The 21,931-nt window shown below is 60.0% G+C and carries 27 protein-coding genes; 8 read left to right on the top strand and 19 right to left on the bottom strand.

The features are described 5' to 3' along the window. Positions 1-17 precede the first annotated feature (17 nt). The 5 genes from pheS to thrS all read right to left on the bottom strand — a co-directional run bounded on the left by pheS (position 18) and on the right by thrS (position 4,259). Entirely contained in the window at positions 18-1,034 is a 1,017-nt protein-coding gene (pheS, locus tag J4E63_RS08180; protein ID WP_003203624.1) for a phenylalanine--tRNA ligase subunit alpha, read from the bottom strand. A 109-nt stretch (positions 1,035-1,143) separates the two neighbouring features. Further along, entirely contained in the window at positions 1,144-1,500 is a 357-nt protein-coding gene (rplT, locus tag J4E63_RS08175) for a 50S ribosomal protein L20 (protein WP_002553161.1), read from the bottom strand. A gap of 30 nt (positions 1,501-1,530) precedes the next feature. Then, a complete protein-coding gene (gene rpmI, locus J4E63_RS08170) occupies positions 1,531-1,725 on the bottom strand; it encodes a 50S ribosomal protein L35 (RefSeq protein WP_002553160.1) in 195 nt (64 codons plus the stop codon). Between the two features lie 60 nt (positions 1,726-1,785). Then, on the bottom strand, positions 1,786-2,337 hold the full coding sequence (infC, locus tag J4E63_RS08165; RefSeq protein WP_169432615.1) for a translation initiation factor IF-3: 552 nt from the start codon (positions 2,335-2,337) through the stop codon (positions 1,786-1,788). Beyond that, the gene (gene thrS, locus J4E63_RS08160; protein WP_014337550.1) at positions 2,337-4,259 is read right to left on the bottom strand and encodes a threonine--tRNA ligase; all 1,923 of its coding nucleotides are present in this window, start codon (positions 4,257-4,259) and stop codon (positions 2,337-2,339) included. The genes infC and thrS overlap by 1 nt, the downstream gene beginning before the upstream one ends. Before the next feature lie 373 nt (positions 4,260-4,632). On the opposite strand from thrS, the gene J4E63_RS08155 reads away from it, so the two are divergent. Together J4E63_RS08155 and J4E63_RS08150 are read left to right on the top strand one after the other, a co-directional pair. Next, entirely contained in the window at positions 4,633-4,935 is a 303-nt protein-coding gene (locus J4E63_RS08155; RefSeq protein WP_103308401.1) for a hypothetical protein, read from the top strand. Between the two features lie 289 nt (positions 4,936-5,224). After that, positions 5,225-5,437, top strand: a complete 213-nt coding sequence (locus J4E63_RS08150; protein WP_003179963.1) for a cold-shock protein — start codon at positions 5,225-5,227, stop codon at positions 5,435-5,437. A gap of 67 nt (positions 5,438-5,504) precedes the next feature. On the opposite strand, the gene J4E63_RS08145 is transcribed toward J4E63_RS08150, so the two are convergent. Beyond that, positions 5,505-5,819 carry an I78 family peptidase inhibitor gene (locus tag J4E63_RS08145; RefSeq protein ID WP_192260072.1) on the bottom strand — a complete coding sequence of 105 codons (315 nt, stop codon included), beginning with the start codon at positions 5,817-5,819 and terminating at the stop codon, positions 5,505-5,507. A 156-nt stretch (positions 5,820-5,975) separates the two neighbouring features. Then, positions 5,976-6,281 carry a hypothetical protein gene (locus J4E63_RS08140; protein ID WP_060738178.1) on the bottom strand — a complete coding sequence of 102 codons (306 nt, stop codon included), beginning with the start codon at positions 6,279-6,281 and terminating at the stop codon, positions 5,976-5,978. Between the two features lie 129 nt (positions 6,282-6,410). Between J4E63_RS08140 and J4E63_RS08135 the strand changes: the two genes are divergently transcribed. After that, the gene (locus tag J4E63_RS08135) at positions 6,411-6,608 is read left to right on the top strand and encodes a hypothetical protein (RefSeq protein ID WP_072405216.1); all 198 of its coding nucleotides are present in this window, start codon (positions 6,411-6,413) and stop codon (positions 6,606-6,608) included. A 48-nt stretch (positions 6,609-6,656) separates the two neighbouring features. Here J4E63_RS08135 and J4E63_RS08130 read toward each other — a convergent pair whose 3' ends face one another. The 8 genes from J4E63_RS08130 to J4E63_RS08095 form a co-directional block, all read right to left on the bottom strand. Next, entirely contained in the window at positions 6,657-7,685 is a 1,029-nt protein-coding gene (locus tag J4E63_RS08130; protein ID WP_072339745.1) for a nucleoside hydrolase, read from the bottom strand. Positions 7,686-7,715: 30 nt separating this feature from the next. After that, positions 7,716-8,120, bottom strand: coding sequence for a D-ribose pyranase (gene rbsD, locus J4E63_RS08125; protein WP_092476886.1), 405 nt, complete (start codon positions 8,118-8,120; stop codon positions 7,716-7,718). Next, positions 8,117-9,031 carry a ribokinase gene (rbsK, locus tag J4E63_RS08120; RefSeq protein WP_207281606.1) on the bottom strand — a complete coding sequence of 305 codons (915 nt, stop codon included), beginning with the start codon at positions 9,029-9,031 and terminating at the stop codon, positions 8,117-8,119. Before rbsK ends, rbsD begins: the two co-directional genes overlap by 4 nt. Positions 9,032-9,054: 23 nt before the next feature. Continuing rightward, on the bottom strand, positions 9,055-10,074 hold the full coding sequence (locus J4E63_RS08115; protein WP_207281605.1) for a LacI family DNA-binding transcriptional regulator: 1,020 nt from the start codon (positions 10,072-10,074) through the stop codon (positions 9,055-9,057). A gap of 3 nt (positions 10,075-10,077) precedes the next feature. After that, positions 10,078-11,055 (bottom strand): ABC transporter permease, encoded by a 978-nt coding sequence (locus J4E63_RS08110; RefSeq protein WP_060738184.1) that lies wholly within the window; start codon positions 11,053-11,055, stop codon positions 10,078-10,080. Then, positions 11,052-12,605, bottom strand: coding sequence for a sugar ABC transporter ATP-binding protein (locus J4E63_RS08105; RefSeq protein ID WP_207281604.1), 1,554 nt, complete (start codon positions 12,603-12,605; stop codon positions 11,052-11,054). Before J4E63_RS08105 ends, J4E63_RS08110 begins: the two co-directional genes overlap by 4 nt. Positions 12,606-12,660: 55 nt before the next feature. Next, positions 12,661-13,620, bottom strand: a complete 960-nt coding sequence (locus J4E63_RS08100; protein WP_060738186.1) for a sugar ABC transporter substrate-binding protein — start codon at positions 13,618-13,620, stop codon at positions 12,661-12,663. Between the two features lie 133 nt (positions 13,621-13,753). Further along, positions 13,754-14,206, bottom strand: coding sequence for a hypothetical protein (locus J4E63_RS08095; protein ID WP_207281603.1), 453 nt, complete (start codon positions 14,204-14,206; stop codon positions 13,754-13,756). A gap of 205 nt (positions 14,207-14,411) precedes the next feature. Between J4E63_RS08095 and J4E63_RS08090 the strand changes: the two genes are divergently transcribed. Further along, positions 14,412-14,711 carry a DUF1654 domain-containing protein gene (locus J4E63_RS08090; RefSeq protein WP_207281602.1) on the top strand — a complete coding sequence of 100 codons (300 nt, stop codon included), beginning with the start codon at positions 14,412-14,414 and terminating at the stop codon, positions 14,709-14,711. Between the two features lie 5 nt (positions 14,712-14,716). Then, complete coding sequence (locus J4E63_RS08085) at positions 14,717-15,406, top strand: endonuclease (RefSeq protein WP_060738188.1); 690 nt, start codon at positions 14,717-14,719, stop codon at positions 15,404-15,406. Positions 15,407-15,565: 159 nt separating this feature from the next. On the opposite strand, the gene J4E63_RS08080 is transcribed toward J4E63_RS08085, so the two are convergent. Further along, the gene (locus J4E63_RS08080; RefSeq protein ID WP_092199037.1) at positions 15,566-15,931 is read right to left on the bottom strand and encodes a penicillin-binding protein activator LpoB; all 366 of its coding nucleotides are present in this window, start codon (positions 15,929-15,931) and stop codon (positions 15,566-15,568) included. Between the two features lie 247 nt (positions 15,932-16,178). Here J4E63_RS08080 and csrA point away from each other — a divergent pair, with 247 nt between their 5' ends. Further along, complete coding sequence (gene csrA / locus J4E63_RS08075; RefSeq protein WP_003179932.1) at positions 16,179-16,373, top strand: carbon storage regulator CsrA; 195 nt, start codon at positions 16,179-16,181, stop codon at positions 16,371-16,373. A gap of 193 nt (positions 16,374-16,566) precedes the next feature. Here the strand turns inward: csrA and J4E63_RS08070 are convergent, their stop codons facing one another. From J4E63_RS08070 to J4E63_RS08060, 3 genes are all read right to left on the bottom strand, one after another. Further along, positions 16,567-17,022 carry a DUF2214 family protein gene (locus J4E63_RS08070; protein WP_060738190.1) on the bottom strand — a complete coding sequence of 152 codons (456 nt, stop codon included), beginning with the start codon at positions 17,020-17,022 and terminating at the stop codon, positions 16,567-16,569. A gap of 261 nt (positions 17,023-17,283) precedes the next feature. Further along, the gene (gene cysS / locus J4E63_RS08065) at positions 17,284-18,666 is read right to left on the bottom strand and encodes a cysteine--tRNA ligase (protein ID WP_207281601.1); all 1,383 of its coding nucleotides are present in this window, start codon (positions 18,664-18,666) and stop codon (positions 17,284-17,286) included. Between the two features lie 20 nt (positions 18,667-18,686). Beyond that, positions 18,687-20,387 carry a glutamine--tRNA ligase/YqeY domain fusion protein gene (locus tag J4E63_RS08060; RefSeq protein ID WP_207281600.1) on the bottom strand — a complete coding sequence of 567 codons (1,701 nt, stop codon included), beginning with the start codon at positions 20,385-20,387 and terminating at the stop codon, positions 18,687-18,689. Positions 20,388-20,636: 249 nt separating this feature from the next. On the opposite strand from J4E63_RS08060, the gene J4E63_RS08055 reads away from it, so the two are divergent. Then, on the top strand, positions 20,637-21,140 hold the full coding sequence (locus J4E63_RS08055) for a peptidylprolyl isomerase (protein WP_207281599.1): 504 nt from the start codon (positions 20,637-20,639) through the stop codon (positions 21,138-21,140). Further along, positions 21,137-21,892: a UDP-2,3-diacylglucosamine diphosphatase gene (locus tag J4E63_RS08050; RefSeq protein WP_207281598.1), complete on the top strand. Its 756-nt coding sequence runs from the start codon at positions 21,137-21,139 to the stop codon at positions 21,890-21,892. The genes J4E63_RS08055 and J4E63_RS08050 overlap by 4 nt, the downstream gene beginning before the upstream one ends. Positions 21,893-21,931: the final 39 nt, after the last annotated feature.

Genomic DNA, 21,931 nt, shown 5'->3' with positions numbered 1-21,931 from the left:
AAATTCGTTACCGCGACCTAGCGAAATTGCGCAAGGAACCGCAAGTCGTTGTCGAAGAACAGGCGCAAGTCATTCACACCGTAACGCAGCATGGCCAGGCGCTCGACGCCCATGCCGAAAGCAAAGCCCGAGAATTCTTCCGGATCGATCCCGGACATACGCAGCACGTTCGGATGAACCATGCCGCAGCCCATGACTTCCAGCCAGCCAGTCTGCTTGCAGACGCGGCAGCCTTTGCCGCTGCACATCACGCATTCCATGTCGACTTCGGCGGAGGGCTCGGTGAACGGGAAGTACGAAGGGCGGAAACGCACCGCCAGTTCTTTTTCGAAGAACACCCGCAGGAATTCTTCGATCGTGCCTTTCAGGTCGGCGAAATTGATGTCGCGATCAACCAGCAGGCCTTCGACCTGGTGGAACATCGGCGAGTGGGTGATATCGGAGTCGCTGCGGTACACACGGCCTGGGCAGACGATGCGGATCGGCGGCTGCTGCGATTCCATGGTGCGGACCTGTACCGGCGAGGTATGGGTGCGCAACAGCATGTTCGCATTGAAATAGAAGGTGTCATGCATCGACCGGGCCGGGTGATGGCCTGGGATGTTGAGTGCCTCGAAGTTGTGGTAGTCGTCTTCGACCTCAGGGCCTTCGGCAATGCCGTAGCCGATGTGGGTGAAGAACTGCTCGATGCGCTCCAGGGTCCGGGTCACCGGATGCAAGCCACCGGAAGTCTGGCCACGGCCAGGCAGAGTCACGTCGATGGACTCGGCGGCGAGCTTGGCAGCCAGATCCGCCTCCTCGAACAACGCCTTACGCGCATTGAGGACTTCTGTGACACGCTCCTTGGCAACGTTGATCAGCGCACCGACCTGCGGACGCTCTTCGGCTGGCAGGTTCCCCAGGGTCTTCATCACCTGAGTCAACTCGCCCTTCTTGCCAAGGTAGTGAACCCGGATTTGCTCCAGGGCATTGATATCTTCAGCGCTTTGCACAGCCTCTAGTGCTTGAGCGACCAGCGCGTCCAGGTTTTCCATGTACAGACTCCAGATACAAAATAGGGGAAGAGCTTTAAGGCTCTTCCCCTATTTATGACGTTTGACACCTGGGCCCACAGAGGTGGGCCCGGGTGACTGCCGGGGGTACTTAAGCCAAGGTGGCTTTAGCTTTCTCGACAATCGCAGCAAACGCCGCTTTTTCGTTCACTGCCAGATCAGCCAGAACCTTACGGTCGATCTCGATGGACGCTTTTTTCAGGCCAGCGATGAAACGGCTGTAGGACAGACCGTTAACACGAGCACCAGCGTTGATACGAGCGATCCACAGAGCGCGGAACTGACGTTTTTTCTGACGACGGTCACGGTAGGCGTATTGGCCTGCCTTGATTACCGCTTGCTTGGCAACACGGAATACGCGGGAGCGCGCGCCGTAGTAGCCTTTAGCAAGTTTCAGAATTTTTTTGTGACGCTTACGGGCAATGACGCCACGCTTTACACGAGCCATGAGTTACTTCCTCTATTCTTGATCCAAAAATTAACGAAGGCGCAGCATGCGCTCGACTTTTGCCACGTCAGACGGATGCAGCAAGCTGCTACCGCGCAGTTGACGCTTACGCTTGGTCGACATTTTGGTCAGGATGTGGCTCTTGAAAGCGTGCTTGTGCTTGATACCGTTAGCAGTTTTCAGAAACCGCTTAGCAGCACCACTTTTGGTTTTCATCTTTGGCATGTTCGGATACTCCGCATTCAGTTGATAAACATAATCGCAAGGCCTGCCGTGCCCTGGTGATTACTTCTTCTTTTTCGGGGCGATGACCATGATCAGCTGGCGTCCTTCCATCTTAGGATGCTGTTCGACCGAACCGTACTCGAGCAGGTCTTGTTCAACCCGCTTGAGGAGTTCCATCCCCAGCTCCTGGTGGGCCATCTCACGGCCGCGGAATCGCAAGGATACCTTGGCCCTGTCCCCATCACTCAGGAAACGTACCAGGTTGCGCAGTTTTACCTGGTAATCCCCTTCCTCCGTCCCTGGACGAAACTTGATTTCTTTTACCTGAATCTGCTTCTGGTTTTTCTTCGCCGCGGCAATCTGCTTCTTCTTCTCGAAGATCGACTTGCCGTAGTCCATCACCCGGCAAACCGGTGGGACTGCGTCCGCGGAAATTTCTACCAGATCAAGCTTTGCTTCTTCAGCAATACGAAGCGCTTCATCAATCGAGACGATGCCAATCTGCTCGCCGTCAGCGCCAATTAACCGAACCTCGCGTGCCGAGATATTCTCGTTGATCGGGGCTTTCGGTGCAGCTCGTTTATCTTGTCTCATTTCACGCTTAATAATAATTACTCCAAATCTGGGCGACCACGCCGGGAAACCGCTTGCGCGAGGAACTCAGCGAATTCGGCGACGGGCATCGAGCCCAGGTCAGCACCTTCACGAGTACGCACAGCGACAGTCTGCATCTCGACCTCCCGATCTCCAATAACCAAGAGAAAGGGAACCTTGAGCAAAGTATGCTCGCGGATTTTAAAGCCGATCTTTTCATTTCTCAAGTCGGACTTGGCACGAAATCCGCTTTGGTTGAGAGTTTTTTCGACTTCAGCGGCAAAATCTGCCTGTTTATCAGTGATATTCATGATCACTGCCTGGGTCGGCGCCAGCCACGCAGGGAACGCGCCCTCGTAGTGTTCGATCAGAATCCCGACGAAACGCTCGAACGAACCGAGGATCGCGCGGTGAAGCATGACCGGGTGCTTGCGGCTGTTGTCTTCGGACACGTATTCGGCGCCCAGACGGATCGGCAGGTTAAAATCGAGCTGCAGGGTACCACACTGCCAGACGCGACCGAGGCAATCTTTCAGCGAGAACTCGATCTTCGGACCGTAGAAGGCTCCCTCGCCCGGCTGCAGGTCATACGCAAGGCCCGCGCTATCGAGGGCGGCGGCCAGGGCCGCTTCGGCGCGATCCCACAGCTCGTCGGAGCCGACGCGTTTTTCCGGACGAGTGGACAGCTTCATCTCGACCTCGGTGAAGCCGAAGTCCCGGTAGACGTCCATGGTCAGCTTGATGAAGGCGGCGGATTCGGCCTGCATCTGCTCTTCGGTGCAGAAGATGTGCGCATCGTCCTGGGTAAACGCACGCACGCGCATGATGCCGTGCAGCGCACCCGACGGCTCGTTGCGGTGGCAGGCACCGAACTCGGCCAGGCGCATCGGCAGCTCGCGGTAGCTTTTCAGGCCCTGGTTGAACACCTGCACGTGGCACGGGCAGTTCATTGGCTTGATGGCGTAGTCGCGGTTTTCCGACTGAGTGGTGAACATGTTGTCGGCGTAGTTGGCCCAGTGCCCGGATTTCTCCCACAGGCTGCGGTCGACCACTTGTGGCGTCTTGATCTCCAGGTAGCCGTTCTCACGCTGGACCTGGCGCATGTACTGCTCGAGCACCTGGTACAGGGTCCAGCCGTTCGGGTGCCAGAACACCATGCCCGGGGACTCTTCCTGGGTATGGAACAGGCCCAGGCGCTTGCCGATCTTGCGGTGATCGCGCTTTTCGGCTTCTTCGATGCGCTGGATGTAGGCCGCCAGCTGCTTCTTGTCCGCCCAGGCAGTGCCGTAGACGCGCTGCAACTGCTCGTTCTTCGCATCGCCACGCCAGTAGGCGCCGGACAGCTTGGTCAGCTTGAAGGATTTGAGGAAACGCGTGTTCGGCACGTGCGGACCGCGGCACATGTCGACGTATTCTTCGTGGTAGTACAGGCCCATGGCCTGCTCGTCCGGCATGTCTTCCACCAGACGCAGCTTGTAGTCCTCGCCACGGGCCTTGAAGACTTCGATGACTTCGGCGCGCGGGGTGACTTTCTTGATGACGTCGTAATCTTTCTCGATCAGCTGCTGCATGCGCTGTTCGATGGCGGCCATGTCGTCCGGCGTGAAAGGACGCTCGAAGGCGATGTCGTAATAGAAGCCTTCGTCGATGACCGGCCCGATGACCATCTTCGCGCTCGGGTACAGTTGCTTGACCGCGTGGCCAACCAAGTGCGCGCAGGAGTGGCGAATGATCTCCAGCCCCTCTTCATCCTTGGGCGTGATGATTTGCAGCGTGGCGTCGCTGTCGATGACGTCGCTGGCGTCGACCAGTTTACCGTTGACCTTGCCGGCCAGGGTGGCCTTGGCCAGGCCCGCGCCGATGGATGCGGCGACCTCGGCTACGGAAACCGGGTGATCGAACGAACGTTGACTGCCGTCGGGAAGAGTAATAGTTGGCATGGCGCCTCCTCTCCTAGTGGTGACCCCTACCAAAGGTCACGTGGGTTGGGATGAGCCAGTACAAGATCCAGTCCAGGCCATTCAATGACGAACGCCTGCCTTACAGCGGCAGGAGCCTTGCGGCCAACCGGGAAAACCGAACCAGAGTGACTGGGATTCAAATCAGGGTTATTCGGACTCTTTGCCACCGGGACGAACGAGCATCCGCAGCCTGGAAATAGCCGAGCCCGGCATGCTAGCACAGATGAACGGTCATCGATGCACAAGGCTGTCGCAGGAAGGCAAATCGTCCGCTTTTATGCCAGAGTGCTGAACTTGATCGACCCTAGAGCCCTCGAATCACAGAACATCGACCCAGAAGGAGCATCCCCGCATGCGTCTCAATACCCTGTTCGCCGTAGTCGCCCCCATTGTTCTGCTGCTGCCGTTGAGTGCCCACGCCGACTGGCCGAAGGGCGAGCGGGATAAATACATGGCCCAGTGCACCCAGGCCGCTACCCCGCAGATTGGCGCGGCGGCGGCGAAATCCCACTGTGCCTGTGGCGCCGACGCCATCAAGTCCTACCCGGCCTCGGACATCCAGGCGTTGATGGACAACAAGGCCACCCCGGAGCTTCAACAAAAAGCACTGGGCCAGATTGCAAAATGCAAGGCCACTGACAAGCCGAAAAAGTAAGGAAACAGGTCTTCCAGATAGACGCCACAAGGCTTAAAAACATTGATTTCAGGCTTTTTTGGACGATTTATTCAGGTTTTACAGCTTTTTTTATCGTCTTTACTTTCGGCTCAAAGCCTTTAAAACCGGGCCTTTCAGCGGGTAAAGGCGATAAAGTAAACACGACTGATTGGCAAACAGCGCCTGCGGGGGGCTCCCAAATCGAACATTTCGACTATGATACCCGGGTGTGCCCAGTTGGCCTGAGCAGCACAGTACACTGAAAATATATGTTTCTTGGAGATACACCATGTCTAATCGCCAAACCGGCACCGTTAAATGGTTCAACGATGAAAAAGGCTTCGGCTTCATCACTCCTCAAGGTGGCGGTGACGACCTGTTCGTACACTTCAAAGCTATCGAAAGCGACGGTTTCAAAAGCCTGAAAGAAGGCCAGACCGTTTCCTTCGTGGCTGAGAAAGGCCAAAAGGGTATGCAAGCTGCACAGGTTCGCCCAGAGTAATTTCTCGGCGCACAAAAAAACCCCGTCCATGTGACGGGGTTTTTTATGGGCGATTGAAAACCTTCAATCAGCCACAGTTCACCCGGTTGATCACCAGGTCGGCATCGGTATTGAGGTTCAGGCGATCGGAGCGGTACTCGAGCGTGACCATGTCGTTGGGCTTGAGGATCCGGGCATTCTGCGCGCCGGCACGGGTACGGGCCTGCTCCAGCAACTGTGGCGAGGCCTTCTTGCCAATGGCGAACTCGGCGGCCTTTGCTTCGCAGCGACTGTGACCGGTCTCGGCCGCTACAGGTTCGGGGGTCGATTCAGAGGTGCTGCTGCAACCGCTCAAGAACATGGCGGCCAGCAAAGTACTCAATGACGCGAGCTTCCAAGGCATGAAGCCTCCTTTTTTCGATGAATAAACAGAGAACGTGCGACAGCCCAAACGGCGCTTGGTTTCAACACCGCAGGCATCAGCCTGGGGAAAGCTGGCAGTTTGCCTGAGCCCGTTCCCGCTGTTCAGGCCTGAATCGTGACTGGATATGAACGCGGCTCAATAAACATCAATGTAATCGAAGGGCGGATTGGGCCAGTTGTCCTTCAGCGCGTTGTAGATCTGCATGACCCAGACCTCGTCGCTGGCAGCGACCCGGCCGACGTACCCCGAACCCTTCGCCCAAGTTTCGAGCCGAAACCGCAAACCCTCGATGTCAACGCCACCGACCACACCCGAGGACAAATAGGCGATGCCGTCCTTGGTCACGCGCAGCTGGGTATGCTCGTCGTCACTGGCCGAGGCCAGCAATTGACGAACCGCCTCGACGGTCAGGCCATCAGGAGCGTTCAAATCTATCTGCACGGCGAAGCTCCTTTGAAAAATAAAGGAACAAGTGTCGCACAGCCCTCCCCCAATGCCTAAGTCGCAGTGCCAAATCCCGGGCAAAAATGTTTAACTCAGCCTACAGACCTCCAACTCGCGAGCCCGACCATGAGCACCGTCAGTATCGAAGCCACCATCAATGCCAAATGGTCGGAGGGCCACAGCTCCTATAGCCCCGGAAGCCCGGAGGAACTGGCAATCATCTGCATAGAGTTGTTGGTGAAAGAGTTGGGGATAGAAGTCGCCCGCAACTTCATCCAGCAGACATTCGAGCGCTACCCGAGCATCGTCGACGCCGTGGATTGAGGCACGCGCCCGCAGGTCCAGCCAGGGGCGCGCTATAAGCCAGGCAGATTACTTCAGGCGCGCCAGGCGCTCGGTCAGCAGGTCAAAGAACCCTTGGGCATCACCGTTTTCCACCCAGAACGCGTTCTTCGGCGCCTTCAGGCCGTCGTACCAGTCGACGATGGTCTGCCCGAACGTCGGGCCCTCGCGACTGTCCACGACGACATTGACTGAACGACCAGTGAACAATTGCGGCTTGAGCAGGTAGGCAATCACGGTCGCGTCATGCACCGGCCCGCCCGTCATGCCGTAGTGCTCCATGTCGCCCTTGACGTATTCGTTGAGGATATCGCCCACCAGCTTGCTGGCATTGTTGTTCAGCGCCGCGATCTGCTTCAGGCGCGCCTCGCTGGTGAGAATCTTGTGGGTCACGTCCAACGGCAGGTAGGTCAGCTTCACGCCGCTCTTGGCCACCACCTCGGCCGCCTGCGGATCGGCGAACAGATTGAACTCAGCCACCGGGGTGATATTGCCGCCGTTGAAGTGCGCACCGCCCATGATCACCACTTCCTTGATGCCCTGGACAATGTCCGGCTCCTGGACCAACGCCAGCGCCAGGTTGGTCTGCGGCCCCAGCATGGCAATGGTGATGCTGTGGGGCTTCGCCGCCTTCAGCGTGTCGATCAGGTAGTTGACGGCATTGCCTTCGGCGAGCCCCTTCTTCGGCTCGTGCACCGTGACACCCGACAGGCCTTCCTTGCCATGGATGTTCTCTGCGTAGATGGGCGTGCGCATCAAGGGTTTCGGCGCACCGGCATAGACCGGCACGTCTTCGCGCCCCGCCCATTCACGAGCCAGGCGAGCGTTGCGCGAGGTCTTGTCCAGGCGCACGTTGCCGGCGACGGTGGTCAGCGCACGGATATGCAGCTCTTCGGGCGACGCCAGGGCGAACAGCAGCGCCACCACGTCGTCGGCGCCTGGGTCGGTGTCGATGATCAGGTCGATCTTTTCCGCCGCCTGGGCGCTCGTTGCAGTGATCAATGACAAAAGCAGCAGACTCCGGATCAGTTGATGCATTTTCTCAGCATAGCGGTGCATGGCGCACTCCTTGTGCAGGGTAGAACAGGGTTAGAACGTCACTCCAGCGACCAGCACGATATTGCAGTACGGCGAGCATTCGCCGGTGCGAATGATCGCCCGTGCCTGTCGGCTGATGACCTTGAATTGCTCATGGCTGACCAACGCCCGCTCACCCAACGCCCCCTCGGCATTCAGCGTCTCCAGGGTTGTCAGGGCCAGCGGCTGCTTGTCGAGGATCTCCTCGGCCAGGACATGGCTTTCCACCTGCATCTCGCTGAGCACCACCTTCAAGGTGCTGACAAAGTCAGGAATGCCATGGGTCAGGGCCAGGTCGATCAATTCGACCTGGGGTGGTACGGGCAAGCCGGCATCACCGATGACCACCTTGTCGCCATGGCCGAGGGAAGCGATCAGTCGGGACAGTGCCACATTCAATAACGGCGTCTTTTTCATGATTTGAAAGCCTGTACTTCCAGCAACGTGGGGATTGAAGGTTGCGCGCCGGCGCGGGTGACCGACAGCGCGGCGGCGACCTGGCCGAAACGAATCGCATCGACCTCGCTTTTGCCGCTGGCCAAGGCTGCCGCGAAGCCGCCGACAAAGGTATCCCCGGCGGCCGTGGTGTCCACTGCCTTGACCCGCGGGGCAGGGAAATGCTCGAAGCTGGTGCCGTTGGCGAACATCAGCCCCTGGGCCCCCAGGGTGACGATCACCTTGCCGGCACCGGCGGCGATCAAATGCGCTGCAGCGGCCTCTGCGGTTTCCAGGGAATCCACCGCCAGCCCGCTCAGCACCGCTGCTTCGCTTTCATTGGGAATCAGGTAGTCGATGCAGGCGTACCAGTCGGCGGGCAACGCATGGGAAGCCGGCGCCGGGTTGAGGATGACGATTTTGCCTAACTCCCGCCCGCGCTTGAGGGCATGGCCGACGGTGGCATCCGGCACTTCGAGCTGGCAAATGATGACATCGGCGCTTTGCAGCACGTCATCGACACCGTCCAGGACCTCGGCGGTGAGCGCACCGTTGGCACCGGCGACGATAACGATCGCATTCTGGCTGTTGTCGTCGACGACAATCAGTGCCACGCCGCTGGAACCCTCCTCCACGCGGACCGCCTGGCAGTCGATGCCCTCGGCCAGCAACGCGCCGCGCAATTGTTCGCCATAGGCATCGTCGCCCACGCAGCCGACCATCGACACCTGCGCCCCCAGGCGCGCGGCGGCTACCGCCTGGTTGGCGCCCTTGCCCCCCGGGATGGTCGCGAACGACTCGCCGATCAGTGTTTCACCGCCACGGGGCAAGCGCGGCGCCCGGGTCACCAGGTCCATGTTCAGACTGCCTATCACCACTACTTTTGCTGGCATACATCACTACTCATCAATTCGGTTCAGCGGTATTGGGCGAATGTACCGGACAGCGGTGCAGTCGACTCTCGCAAGACAATACTCGGCGTCACGATCCGCTGGTCGGTGGCAAGGCCCGGCGTAGCGATACGCCGCAGCAGCACTTCGGCCGCCATCTCCCCGAGCTGCAGGATCGACTGCCCCACCGTGGTCAACGCCGGGTAGACATAGCGGCTCATCTGGATGTCATCGAAACCGATGACCGACAGTTCGCTGGGCACGCGCACATTGCGTTCAGCCGCGGCGCGCAGCACACCGATGCCGATCATGTCGTTGGCCGCGAAGATCGCGCTGGGCGGCAGCTGTTCAAGCAGTTGCGCAGCGGCGCGGTAACCGCCGGTACTGGTGAAATCGCTCTCGAGCATGCGCTCGACGGGCAGCTCGATCCCGGCCTCTTTCAGCGCCCGGCAGTAACCGGCCAGGCGCATTTGCGCCACGCTGGTATCGGCCGGGCCGCCGATGAAGGCGATATCGCGGTGACCCAGCTCCAGCAGGTGCCGGGTCGCCAGGTAGGCGCCGTATTCATGATCGATGCGCACCAGGTCCGCGTCGACGCCATCGAGCCCGCGGTCGACGATCACCATGGGCGTGCGCACGCTGGCCAGGCCCTCGGCCAGGCCGACATCGCCTCCGGCGGACGCGAAGATCAGGCCATCGATGCGTTTTTCCAGCAGCACCCGCAGGTAGCTGCGTTGCTTGTCCGGGTTGTCGTCGGAGTTGCACAGGATCACGCAATAGCCGTTGCGCTCACAGTAATCCTCGATGCCCCGGGCCAACTCGGCAAAGTAAGGGTTGAGGCTGTTGGGCACCAACAGGCCGATGGTTGCCGTGGTCTTGGCCTTGAGCGACCGGGCCACGGCGCTGGGCACATAGTCCAGGCGCTCGATGGCCGCCTCGACCTTGAGGCGCACTTCTTCGCTGACCGGCCGCGTCTTGTTCACCACGTGGGACACGGTGGTGTAGGAAATCCCCGCGAGCGCTGCTACATCCTTGATCGTCGCCATGGTTCAGCCCCGCCGACTGGCGCGCTGACTGCGATAGGTATCGAGCACGACCGCCACCACGATCACCGCACCGGTGATGATGCGCTTGGTCGGCTCGGTAGCGCCGATCTGCGCCAGACCCGCCGCCAGCACGGAGATGATCAACACGCCAAAGAAGGTACTGATGACCGAGCCTCGCCCACCCATCAGGCTGGTACCGCCGATGACCACCGCCGCGATCACCTGCAGTTCCAGCCCCGAGCCGGCGTTCGGGTCCGCGGCCTCCAGGCGGGAAATCTGGAACAACGCCGCCACGCCGGCCAGCAAGCCCATCAGGCTGAACACCAGGATCTTGTAGGGCTTTGGATTGATGCCGGCCAGGCGCACGGCTTCTTCATTGGTGCCGATGCCGATCAGGTAGCGACCGAACACCGTGCGGGTCAGCACCGCCTGGGCAATGAAGATCACCAGCAAGGCGATGATGAACGAAGGCGAGATACCAAAGGCGATGGGGTTGGACAGCCAGGCGAACGAGTCGCCGATGTAGGCGGTCCGGGAACCGGTCATCTGGTACGCCAGGCCCCGGGCCATTTCCAGCACGCCGAGGGAGACGATGAACGATGGAATCCGCCACGCAACGGTGATCGAACCGGTGACCGTACCCGCCAGCGCTGCCACGGCCATGCCGAGCAAGGCCGACGGCCAGACGCTCCAGCCCCAGCCGAGCACGGCCACGCTGACCGTCGAGGCCGCCAGTGCCAGCACCGAGCCTACCGACAGGTCGATGCCGCCGATGATCAGGATGAACGTCATGCCGACCGCCAGCACCATCAGGTCGGGAATCTGATTGGCCAAGGTGCTGAACGTGTCATAGGACAGGAAATGGCTGCTCAGGGTTGAGAACAGCGCGACCATGGCCAGCAGTGCGCCGGCCAGGCCCAGGTAGGTCCCGAGGCCATAGAAGTTGCCACTCGATTTGCCGACGGCAGATGCGGTTTTCATGAAAAATCCCTAGGCGCTGCTTCGTTGAGCAACGCATCACGTTTCTGGTAGCCGGCGAATGCGGCGGCAAGCAAGTCATCCTGGGTCCAGCTGTCGCGCTCGAAGGTGTCGATCAGGCGCCCGGCGGACAGCACGCCGATTCGGTCGCAGATCAACATCAGTTCCCGCAGATCACTGGACACCACGACCAGCGCCTTGCCCTGGCGAGTCAATTCGCCGAGCAGCGCATAAATGTCGAATTTGGCGCCGACGTCGATGCCCCGGGTCGGCTCGTCGAACAGCATGACCGCGCAATCGCGTTCGAGCCAACGACCGATCACGACTTTCTGCTGGTTGCCGCCCGACAGCTCGGACACCAACTGGGTCGGGCTGGAACTGCGGATGCGCATGGCATCGACCTGGCGCTGAGCCAAGGCCAGTTCGGCACTGCCATTGACCAGGCCAGCACTGGAAATCTCCGGCATGTTACCCAGGGCAATGTTCGCGGCGATGGACTGCGTCAGCAGCAAGCCTTCGCCCTTGCGGTCTTCGGTGATCAACGCGATGCCATGGGCCACCGCATCGGACGGCGAGCGAATGCTCACCACCCGGGCCGGCGAACCCAGCGCCACCGTGCCGCTGTCGGCCGGATCGGCACCGAAGATCAGCCGCAACAGTTCGGTGCGCCCTGCCCCGATCAGGCCGGAGATGCCGAAGATCTCGCCACTGCGGACTTCGAAGGACACGTCGCGGACCTTGTCGGAACGGGTCAGGCCTTTAACGGTCAAGGCCGGCGCGCCGATCTGGCGAGGGCCAAGGTCGATATGCTCGCCCAGCTCCCGGCCGACCATCAGGGTCACCAACTGCTCGCTGTCGTAGTTGGCCATCGGCTCGACGCAGACCAGGTTGCCATCGCGCAGTACCGCAATGCGCTGGGCGACCCGTGCCAGTTCTTCGAGACGATGGGAAATGTAGATGATCGACACGCCACGCGCCTGCAAGCGGGTGATCTGCTCAAAGAGCATTTCGACTTCGCGGGCCGTCAGCATGGCGGTCGGCTCATCGAGAATCAGCACATGGCAATCGCCAATCAGGTTGCGGGCGATCTCGACCATCTGTTGGTGACCGATCCCCAGCTCGCCGACCAGCGTGTCGGGATCGATCGCATCGAGCCCCACCTGGGCCATGGCCTCGATGGCCGCCTTGCGCAATTGCTTGCGACTGATCCAGCCACCGTGGCTGGGCAGGTTGTCGAGGAACAGGTTTTCAGCCACGGACAGGGTCGGCAGCAGGTTGAGCTCCTGCATCACCATGCGCACGCCCAGCTCTTCAGCCTGGGTCCGGCTGCCAGGACGATAATCCTGCCCCTGAAATTGCATCTGCCCGGTCGTCGGCGTCACCAGCCCGCCGATGATCTTGGACAGGGTGCTTTTGCCGGCGCCATTTTCACCGGTCAGCGCCAGCACTTCACCGCGCATCAACGTCAGGTTGATATCGCTCAGTACCGGCTGGGCATAGGTCTTGCCGATACCGCTGACGCACAGGACAGCGTTCGGGTCGCGAACGGACATAACAAACTCTCCAATGCGCTCGCCCGGATGGGCGAGCACCGTTGTGGCGCCAGGATTACGGCTTGGTCACCAGCTCGACCGGAGTTTCGATAACGCCGTTGGTACCGCTGTCGACTTTTTCGCCCTTGAGCATCTTCAGCGCTGTTTCGATGCCGAACACGGCCTGCTTGGCGGCGAACTGGTCGGCAGTCGCCAGGACACGACCGTCCTTGAGCATTGGCTTGATGGCATTGATGTTGTCGTAGCCGACCACTTGCACTTTGCCCGCCTTGCCCGCCGCGCGCACGGCCGATACGGCACCGACCGCCATGCTGTCGTTACCGGCCAGCAGTGCCTTGATGTTCGGGTATTCGCTGAGCATCGACGCGGCAACCTGGTTGCCCTTGTTGATTTCCCAGTCGCCGGATTGCAGGGACACGACCTTGACCTGCGCCGCCTCCATCGCATCCTTGAAGCCCGCGGTGCGTGCCTGGGCGTTGGTGGTGGTGGAGACACCTTCGATGATGCCGACTTCGTCACCGGCCTTGAGTTGCTTGGCCAGGTATTCGCCCACCAATCGCGCGCCCTTGCGGTTATCAGGGCCTACGAACGGTACGTTGATGTTCTTGCTCTTGACCACGGCCGGATCGAGTTGGTTATCGATGTTGATGACCGTGATGCCGGCATCCACGGCTTTCTTGATCACCGGCACCATGGCCTTGGAGTCCGCTGGCGCGATGATCAGGGCATCGACCTTGGACACGATCATCTGCTCGACGATGCGGATCTGGTTGGCGGTGTCGGTTTCATCCTTGATCCCGTTGGAGATCAGGTCGAAATCGGCGGAGTGTTCCTTCTGATAAGCCTTGGCGCCGTCTTCCATGGTCAGGAAGAATTCGTTGGCCAGGGATTTCATGACCAGGGCAACCTTGGGCTTTTCTGCGGTCTGGGCGAATGCCGAGGAGATAGGCAGCGCAGCGGATGCGGCCGCGAGCATGGCAACAGCGAGAAGGCGTCCAGCGAATGGCAACTTCATGGGTTCACTCCGATCTTATGATTATTGTGAGCAAATCAATGCACGGAACGCCGCGCAAACGTTTGCGTGAAGTGAACTATGGTAAGGCTTCGCAGATTTGTCAACGTTGCGGTTTGACCCGCAACGTCGAAACTCAGACCGTCGTATTGACCACCGAACCCGAACCGCTGCCCTTGGACAACTCCGTGACCAGGTGGCCGGTGACTTCCAGCAAAGCGCCACTGGTATCGGCGATCTGCCCCTGGACTGCCATGACCGCCGAAGTCTTGGCTTCCTCCGTGGCATAGTCGCGCGCCTCTGCGGCGGCCAGTTGCTGTTGCTGCTCCCTGAGCTGCTGCTGAAGTTCTTGCATCCGCTTGAGCAGCACCTGGACCGCCACGCTCTGGGTGCTGCCACCCTCCTGCGCCTGGTCGGTTGCTTCAGCGCCAGCGCCCATGCCCGTGCGGACCTTGCCCGAGGCTTGCGTTGTACCCAGGGCCTCATCGGCGGCCTGGTCTTCCGCCTCGCTCAAAGCCTTCAGGGTGGCGGCGGATTTTCCGCCGATGGTCACCGCTGCCGCATTGGGAAAGCCGATGGAAAACGACATGTCAAAACTCCATGAAGGGGGGATTCCTACGAAGGTCATCGCCCGCCGAAGTCGTTTCTTTAGCGCCCACTGAACCCCATCGATAGCTTCGTCACCCTGAGCGGCAACGCCTGTGTACATCAGCCGATAAAAAATTCCTTTTTCCCACATCAAAACGAAAAAAGTGCTGTCAGACGATCTTCTTGAATTTTAAGTAGTTGCGTAAATGCCTACGGTTAAATACTGTATGCCCGTACAGCTTAATAAGGATAATCCTGTGGCCACCCCCTCCGCTGCAACCACCCCCTTAGATTCCTATACACGACTCGGCCTCCGGGTCTCGAAAATCATCAACGCCCCCACCGCACAAAAAGCCAAGGCCGCCCTGATCTTCCGTCTGCCCGACGAGCCGACGGACGAGTGGGAGCGCCTCCTGGAAGAAATCGATGAGAACGACAACGTGACCCTCGCCTATCGCGACGATGGTGGTGTGCAGGTTTTCTGGGTTGTGCCGAAGGAAGATTGAGCCTGATGAGTGTTCGCTGTTTAGCTTTTTTGCTTGTGTTCATCGCCATGGGCGCACAGGCCGGTGCCCCGCGCACCTTCAACGAAGCCAAGAAAATCGCCTGGAAACTCTATGCCCCACAATCCACCGAGTTCTACTGTGGCTGCAAATACACCGGCAATCGCGTGAACCTGGCCGCCTGCGGTTACGTACCGCGCAAGAATGCCAGCCGTGCCGCCCGCATCGAGTGGGAGCATATCGTCCCGGCGTGGCAGATCGGCCATCAGCGTCAATGTTGGCAAGAAGGTGGCCGCAAGAACTGCACCCGCTATGATCCAGTCTATCAACGGGCCGAGGCCGACCTGCACAACCTGGTGCCGAGCATCGGGGAAGTGAATGGCGATCGCAGCAATTTCAGTTTCGGCTGGCTGCCGGAGCAAAAGGGCCAATACGGCTCATGCCTGACCCAGGTGGATTTCAAGGCCAAGAAGGTCATGCCCCGCCCCTCCATCCGGGGGATGATCGCCCGGACCTATTTCTACATGAGCAAGCAATATGGCCTGCGCCTGTCGAAACAGGACCGGCGCCTGTATGAAGCCTGGGACAAGACCTACCCGGTCGAAAGCTGGGAACGCCAGCGCAACCAGAGCGTGGCGTGCGTCATGGGACGCGGGAACGAGTTCGTGGGACCGGTGGACATGAAGGCCTGCGGTTGACCTCGCACTTGTGAACAGCACAAAACCAACAACTGTGGGAGCGAGCTTGCTCGCGATAGGGACAGGCCAGTCAACATCAACGTTGGCTGATCCACCGCTATCGCGAGCAAGCTCGCTCCCACAGGTTTTGGGGCTTGGCTGACTTTTTGGGCTGCCCGATTATTGAGCCGTCGGGTAATCCACCACCAACGTCTCGATGTTGCGCTTCTTCGCCCGGACCAGGGCGGCCGTGACCTGCTCCTGCTTGGCTTGGGCTTCGGCCTCGGAGCTGAAAGGGCCGACCAGGACGCGCTCCTTGCCGTTCTCCCGCACCACGTTCGACATGAAGCTGTGCTCGATGAGCCAACCGGTCAGGTCGCTGACAGCCTGCGGTGTCTCGCCACGAACCTCGACGGCCCACTGCGGCGCAGCAGCGACGGCCGGTGCGGAGGTGGCGGCGGGTTTCGGCTTCGGTGCTTCGACGTCACGCCCTTCACCGCATCCTGCCAGCACCAATACCGCGATAACCCAAGCCAATTTACGCACAACGTTTCCCCTGGAAGACATGAGGCATGGATTTTAGCACCCGTGCCTCTCAAGATCGCCGCAAACAATGCTCAAAACACGAGAATCCTGCCCGGCGTCTCTGTATAGTCGCACCCTGGGAATTAATGCTGCATCTGCACGTCAGAAAGAGGCACCCACATTGTGACACTTAGCACTAATCTATAAGCAGTACCGACATCTGCACTGTCTGAATCAGGTGCCCTATAAAGCAATCAAGGAGAACACCATGCTGATACTCACCCGCAAAGTCGGTGAAAGCATAAACATTGGTGACGACATCACGATCACCATTCTGGGCGTTAGCGGCCAACAAGTACGGATCGGCATCAACGCCCCGAAAAACGTTGCGGTGCATCGTGAAGAGATCTATCAGCGTATTCAGGCCGGCCTTACCGCCCCTGACAAGCCGCAAACTCCCTGAACATTGCAGCAGTCCGCAGCCAGCCCGTTTGCATCGTCGCAATGGCTGGCTAAAGATTCTGGCCGATTGCGCCGCACCCTGCCCCACCCCGCCTTCTTTCGCCCCGCCCGTGAATCGATACTAATGGCATGGCGCTTGGCATGGCTGTCAGACGTTTCGTTTTAATGATGACGAAGCAGGCGTTCGCGGCCGGTCAGCCCAAGCCCACGCCGCGCGCCATGCCTGTGGCGGCGACGACCATCAAGATCAGCAACAAGGCTTCGATGTGGCTGATCCGTGCAAGTCGGCCGGCTTTCGAAGGATCGATCGCCCTCCCCTTGCCCAGTGCCATCCGCCATTTGATCAGGGCAATCATCGGCACGATCTCTAGCAGCAGAATCAGCAGCAGCAACGTCATCTTCAAGTGAAAAAGCGGTTGATGCAGGTAATAGTCCGTACCTTTTTCATACCCGCCGAAAGCGCGCATCCCCCCGGTCACCAACAGCACCAGCGCCGACAGGCCCCACAGGTTGTCAGCCACCAAGACACCCCGCACCGCGTCCACACCGCCCGCCAGGCGCCGTAGCGCCGTGCCGCGGGTCAGCACCGCCCAGAATCCGAGGGCGAACGCCAGCAGATGAATTGCCGCAAGCGACCAATGAGCCAACATGGAAGACTCCTGACAGTGGGAACGTCGAATCGACCAGACAGTACTAGCTCATGAAGGAATGATTGCCAGGCTGAGCACAAAAAAACTGTGGGATCTTCAATGAATGCGATGCCTGTGAACCGCTCAAAAAACTGTGGGAGCGAGCTTGCTCGCGATGGCAATCTTTCATTCAACATGATCGTTGACTGATCCGACGCTATCGCGAGCAAGCTCGCTCCCACAATTGAATGAACACCACCGGCCCTGTGGGAGCGGGTGGACTCAGTCCGCCAGACGCCAGGTCGTCCCGCCCTTCCCGTCTTCCAGCACCACGCCCATGGCGGTGAGCTGGTCGCGGATGCGGTCGGATTCGGCCCAATCCTTGTTGGCCCGCGCCGCCAGGCGTGCCTGGATCAATGCCTCCACCTCGGCGGCGTCAACACGGCCTGCGGCACCGGCCTGCAGGAAATCATCGGCTTCGAGCTGCAACACACCCAGCACGCTGGCCAATTCTTTCAGGCGGGCCGCCAGGCCGGCCGCGGCATTGAGATCGCTCTCACGCAGGCGGTTGATCTCACGCACCATCTCGAACAGCACCGCGCAGGCTTCCGGCGTGCCGAAGTCGTCGTTCATCACTTCGGTGAAACGCGCCACGAACGCTTCGCCACCGGCAGGCGGCACGGCGGGCAGGCCCTTCAACGCATGGTAGAAACGCTCCAGGGCACCCTTGGCGTCCTTGAGGTTGTCTTCCGAGTAGTTGATGGCGCTGCGATAGTGGCTCGACACCAACAAGTAACGCACGACTTCCGGGTGGTACTTGTCGAGCACGTCGCGAATGGTGAAGAAGTTGTTCAAGGACTTGGACATCTTCTCGCCGTTGATCCGGATCATGCCGCAATGCATCCAGGCATTGGCGTAGGTCTTGCCGGTGGCCGCTTCGCTCTGGGCGATTTCGTTTTCGTGGTGGGGGAACTCCAGGTCGCTGCCGCCGCCATGAATGTCGAAGGTCTCGCCCAGGCAGCAGGTGGACATCACCGAGCATTCGATGTGCCAACCCGGACGCCCGGCGCCCCATGGCGATTCCCAGCTTGGCTCACCCGGCTTGGCCGCCTTCCACAGCACGAAGTCCAACGGGTCCTGCTTCGACTCGTCGACTTCGATGCGTGCGCCGATGCGCAGGTCTTCGATCTTCTTGCGCGACAGCTTGCCGTAGCCCATGAACTTGGCGACACGGTAGTACACGTCGCCATTGCCCGGTGCGTAGGCGTAGCCCTTGTCGATCAAGGTCTGGATCATGCTGAGCATGCCCGGAATATGGTCCGTGGCACGGGGCTCCAGGTCCGGCTTGAGGATATTGAGGCGCGCCTCGTCCTCGTGCATGGCCTGGATCATCCGCTCGGTCAGCGCATCGTAAGGCTCACCATTTTCGCGGGCACGATTGATGATCTTGTCTTCGATGTCGGTGATGTTGCGCACGTAGGTCAGGTCATAACCACTGAAACGCAGCCAGCGGGTCACCAGGTCGAAGGCGACCATGCTGCGACCATGCCCGATGTGGCAGTAGTCGTACACGGTCATCCCGCAGACGTACATGCGCACCTTGTTGCCATCCAGCGGCTTGAAGACTTCTTTGCTCTTGGTGAGCGTGTTGTAGATCGTAAGCACGGTGCTTCCTTAAGACTTGATCACTGGCCCCACGAATCACGCAGGGTCACGGTACGGTTGAATACCGGCTGACCTGGTTTCGAGTCCTTGATATCCGCGACGAAGTAGCCTTCGCGCTCGAACTGGAAACGGTCTTCCGGCTGTGCATTGCCCAGCGAGGGTTCAGCACGACAACCGGTCAGCACTTGCAGTGAGCCAGGGTTGATGTTGTCCAGGAAACTCGCGCTGTCTTCGGCCTTCTCCGGGTTCGGAGAGCGGAACAGGCGATCGTACAGGCGCACTTCGCACTCGACGCTGGCCGCGGCCGGCACCCAGTGGATCACGCCCTTGACCTTGCGGCCTTCAGGGTTCTTGCCCAGGGTGTCCGGATCGTACGAGCAACGCAGCTCGACGATGTTGCCGTCGGCGTCCTTGATCGCTTCGTCGGCACGGATCACGTAGCTGCCGCGCAGACGCACTTCGCCGTTCGGCTCCAGGCGCTTGTAGCCTTTTGGCGGCTCTTCCATGAAGTCATCGCGGTCGATGTAGATTTCACGGGCGAACGGCAGTTTGCGCACGCCGAGTTCTTCTTTTTGCGGATGACGCGGCAGTTCGAGGTTTTCGACCTGGTCTTGCGGGTAGTTGGTGATCACGACCTTCAACGGACGCAACACGCACATGGCGCGCGGGGCATTCGCGTCCAGATCCTGACGGATGCTGAACTCGAGCATGCCGAAATCGACCACACCGTCGGAACGGTTGGTGCCGATCATCTCGCAGAAGTTGCGGATCGACGCCGGCGTGTAGCCGCGACGGCGGAAGCCCGACAGCGTCGACATGCGCGGATCGTCCCAGCCATTGACGTGTTTCTCGTCCACAAGCTGCTTGAGCTTGCGCTTGCTGGTGATGGTGTAGTTCAGGTTCAAGCGGCTGAATTCGTACTGGCGCGGGGTGGCCGGCACGGGCAGGTGCTCGAGGAACCACTCGTACAACGGACGATGGCTTTCGAACTCCAGGGTGCAGATCGAGTGGGTGATGCCCTCGATGGCGTCCGACTGACCATGGGTGAAGTCATAGTTGGGGTAGATGCACCATTTGTCGCCGGTCTGGTGGTGATGGGCGTGACGGATGCGGTACATGATCGGGTCGCGCAGGTTCATGTTCGGCGAGGCCATGTCGATCTTGGCGCGCAGCACCCGTGCGCCGTCCGGGAACTCACCGGCGCGCATGCGGGCGAACAGGTCCAGGTTCTCTTCCACGCTGCGCTCACGGAACGGGCTGTTCTTGCCCGGCTCGATCAGGCTGCCGCGGTACTCCTTGGCCTGCTCGGGGGTCAGGTCGCACACGTAGGCGTTGCCGGACTTGATCAGTTCCACCGCCCAGTCGTGCAACTGGTCGAAATATTGCGAGGCGTAGCGCACCTCACCGGACCATTCGAAACCCAGCCACTTGACGTCGCTTTCGATCGCGTCGATGTATTCCTGGTCTTCCTTGGCCGGGTTGGTGTCGTCGAAACGCAGGTGCGTGACGCCGCCGAACTCCTGGGCCAGGCCGAAATTCACGCAGATCGACTTGGCATGACCGATGTGCAGGTAGCCGTTGGGCTCCGGCGGGAAACGAGTGACGATCTGTGTGTGCTTACCCGAGTCCAGGTCCGCCTGGATGATCGGGCGCAGGAAATTGACCGGCACGGCCGGGCCGGTCTTGGAATTCGAGGTAGGGTCGACAGTGGGCTTGCTCATAGGATCCTTGAACTTACAAGTGCGCGGCCGGGTGCGGCCTGATAAATCAAAGCCCGTATCATAGCCGATGCTGTCAAGTACCTGACAGGCCAGGCCGGCAAACGATTGAATTTAATCGACGGCCAGATGAAAAACAGCCTCGAAATTCGTGCCCGGCACGCTAAACTGCCCAACCTGGCCGATTGCAGCCGGACCGGTTGCGGGCGTTTGTGCCCCGAAACCCACGAATTCCTTGAAAGAGTACCGACCATGAGCAAAGTTAAGCTGACTACCAACCACGGCGACATCGTCCTGGAACTGAACGCCGAGAAAGCCCCGATCACCGTTGCCAACTTCATCGAGTACGTCAAGGCCGGCCACTACGAGAACACTGTTTTCCACCGTGTCATCGGCAACTTCATGATCCAGGGCGGTGGCTTCGAACCGGGCATGAAGGAAAAGAAAGACAAGCGCCCGAGCATCCAGAACGAAGCCGACAACGGCCTGCCGAACAAAAAGTACAGTGTCGCCATGGCCCGTACCATGGAGCCGCATTCGGCCTCCGCGCAGTTCTTCATCAACGTGGCCGACAACAGCTTCCTGAACCACAGCGCCAAGACCGTACAGGGCTGGGGCTACGCAGTGTTCGGTGAAGTGATCGAAGGCACCGACGTGGTCGACAAGATCAAGGGCGTCGCCACCACGTCCAAGGCTGGCCACCAGGACGTCCCGGCAGACGACGTGATCATCGAGAAAGCCGAGATCATTGAGTGATACTGCTGATTTCAGACTTGCATCTGGAAGAGGAGCGCCCGGACATCACCCGGGCGTTTCTGGATTTACTCGCCACACGCGCCCGCTCGGCGCAAGCGTTGTACATTCTGGGCGACTTTTTCGAAGCCTGGATCGGCGACGATGCCATGACGCCGTTCCAGCGTTCCATCTGCCAGGCCCTGCGCGAATTGAGCGACAGCGGCACGGCCATCTTCCTGATGCACGGCAATCGCGACTTCATGCTGGGGCAGGCCTTTTGCAAAGCGGCCGGCTGCACCCTGCTCAAGGACCCGAGTGTCGTGCAGCTCAATGGCGAGCCGGTGCTGCTGATGCATGGCGACAGCCTCTGCACCCGCGACGAAGGCTACATGAAGCTGCGGCGCTGGCTGCGCAACCCGATCACGCTGTTCATCCTGCGTCACCTGCCGCTGGGCAGCCGCCAGAAACTGGCGCGCAAACTGCGCAGCGAAAGCCGTACGCAGACACGCATGAAAGCCAATGACATCGTCGACGTCACGCCCGAAGAGATCCCGCGGATCATGCAGCAATACGGCGTGAAGACCCTGGTCCACGGCCACACCCATCGCCCCGCCATCCACAAGCTGCAACTGGGCGAACACGCCGCCCGGCGCATCGTGCTGGGGGATTGGGACAAGCAAGGCTGGGCGTTGCAAGTGGATGAACAGGGGTTTGCGTTGGCGCCGTTTGGGTTCGCCCCGCCGCCGCAGCTGCCTGCGCCCCACCCAACCTGAGATCCCCCTGTGGGAGCGAGCTTGCTCGCGATAGCGGTG

Origin of the sequence: Pseudomonas sp. FW300-N2F2, from assembly GCF_017351655.1 — a bacterium.
GTDB classification, from domain to species: domain Bacteria; phylum Pseudomonadota; class Gammaproteobacteria; order Pseudomonadales; family Pseudomonadaceae; genus Aquipseudomonas; species Aquipseudomonas fluorescens_AA.
Note: the sequence above shows the minus strand (reverse complement) of the source record. Positions and strands in the feature narration are given on the sequence as shown.

Excerpts from the sequence above, each read along its gene's own strand:
- csrA (WP_003179932.1), top strand. The coding sequence starts at position 16,179 with ATGCTGATACTCACCCGCAAAGTCGGTGAAAGCATAAACATTGGTGAC.
- J4E63_RS08145 (WP_192260072.1), bottom strand. The coding sequence starts at position 5,819 with ATGCCTTGGAAGCTCGCGTCATTGAGTACTTTGCTGGCCGCCATGTTC.
- thrS (WP_014337550.1), bottom strand. The coding sequence starts at position 4,259 with ATGCCAACTATTACTCTTCCCGACGGCAGTCAACGTTCGTTCGATCAC.
- J4E63_RS08130 (WP_072339745.1), bottom strand. The coding sequence starts at position 7,685 with ATGCACCGCTATGCTGAGAAAATGCATCAACTGATCCGGAGTCTGCTG.
- J4E63_RS08155 (WP_103308401.1), top strand. The coding sequence starts at position 4,633 with ATGCGTCTCAATACCCTGTTCGCCGTAGTCGCCCCCATTGTTCTGCTG.
- J4E63_RS08110 (WP_060738184.1), bottom strand. The coding sequence starts at position 11,055 with ATGAAAACCGCATCTGCCGTCGGCAAATCGAGTGGCAACTTCTATGGC.
- J4E63_RS08055 (WP_207281599.1), top strand. The coding sequence starts at position 20,637 with ATGAGCAAAGTTAAGCTGACTACCAACCACGGCGACATCGTCCTGGAA.
- rpmI (WP_002553160.1), bottom strand. The coding sequence starts at position 1,725 with ATGCCAAAGATGAAAACCAAAAGTGGTGCTGCTAAGCGGTTTCTGAAA.
- J4E63_RS08090 (WP_207281602.1), top strand. The coding sequence starts at position 14,412 with ATGCCTACGGTTAAATACTGTATGCCCGTACAGCTTAATAAGGATAAT.
- J4E63_RS08105 (WP_207281604.1), bottom strand. The coding sequence starts at position 12,605 with ATGTCCGTTCGCGACCCGAACGCTGTCCTGTGCGTCAGCGGTATCGGC.
- J4E63_RS08150 (WP_003179963.1), top strand. The coding sequence starts at position 5,225 with ATGTCTAATCGCCAAACCGGCACCGTTAAATGGTTCAACGATGAAAAA.
- pheS (WP_003203624.1), bottom strand. The coding sequence starts at position 1,034 with ATGGAAAACCTGGACGCGCTGGTCGCTCAAGCACTAGAGGCTGTGCAA.
- J4E63_RS08095 (WP_207281603.1), bottom strand. The coding sequence starts at position 14,206 with ATGTCGTTTTCCATCGGCTTTCCCAATGCGGCAGCGGTGACCATCGGC.
- J4E63_RS08085 (WP_060738188.1), top strand. The coding sequence starts at position 14,717 with ATGAGTGTTCGCTGTTTAGCTTTTTTGCTTGTGTTCATCGCCATGGGC.
- J4E63_RS08060 (WP_207281600.1), bottom strand. The coding sequence starts at position 20,387 with ATGAGCAAGCCCACTGTCGACCCTACCTCGAATTCCAAGACCGGCCCG.
- J4E63_RS08070 (WP_060738190.1), bottom strand. The coding sequence starts at position 17,022 with ATGTTGGCTCATTGGTCGCTTGCGGCAATTCATCTGCTGGCGTTCGCC.
- rbsD (WP_092476886.1), bottom strand. The coding sequence starts at position 8,120 with ATGAAAAAGACGCCGTTATTGAATGTGGCACTGTCCCGACTGATCGCT.
- J4E63_RS08115 (WP_207281605.1), bottom strand. The coding sequence starts at position 10,074 with ATGGCGACGATCAAGGATGTAGCAGCGCTCGCGGGGATTTCCTACACC.
- rplT (WP_002553161.1), bottom strand. The coding sequence starts at position 1,500 with ATGGCTCGTGTAAAGCGTGGCGTCATTGCCCGTAAGCGTCACAAAAAA.
- rbsK (WP_207281606.1), bottom strand. The coding sequence starts at position 9,031 with ATGCCAGCAAAAGTAGTGGTGATAGGCAGTCTGAACATGGACCTGGTG.
- J4E63_RS08135 (WP_072405216.1), top strand. The coding sequence starts at position 6,411 with ATGAGCACCGTCAGTATCGAAGCCACCATCAATGCCAAATGGTCGGAG.
- J4E63_RS08100 (WP_060738186.1), bottom strand. The coding sequence starts at position 13,620 with ATGAAGTTGCCATTCGCTGGACGCCTTCTCGCTGTTGCCATGCTCGCG.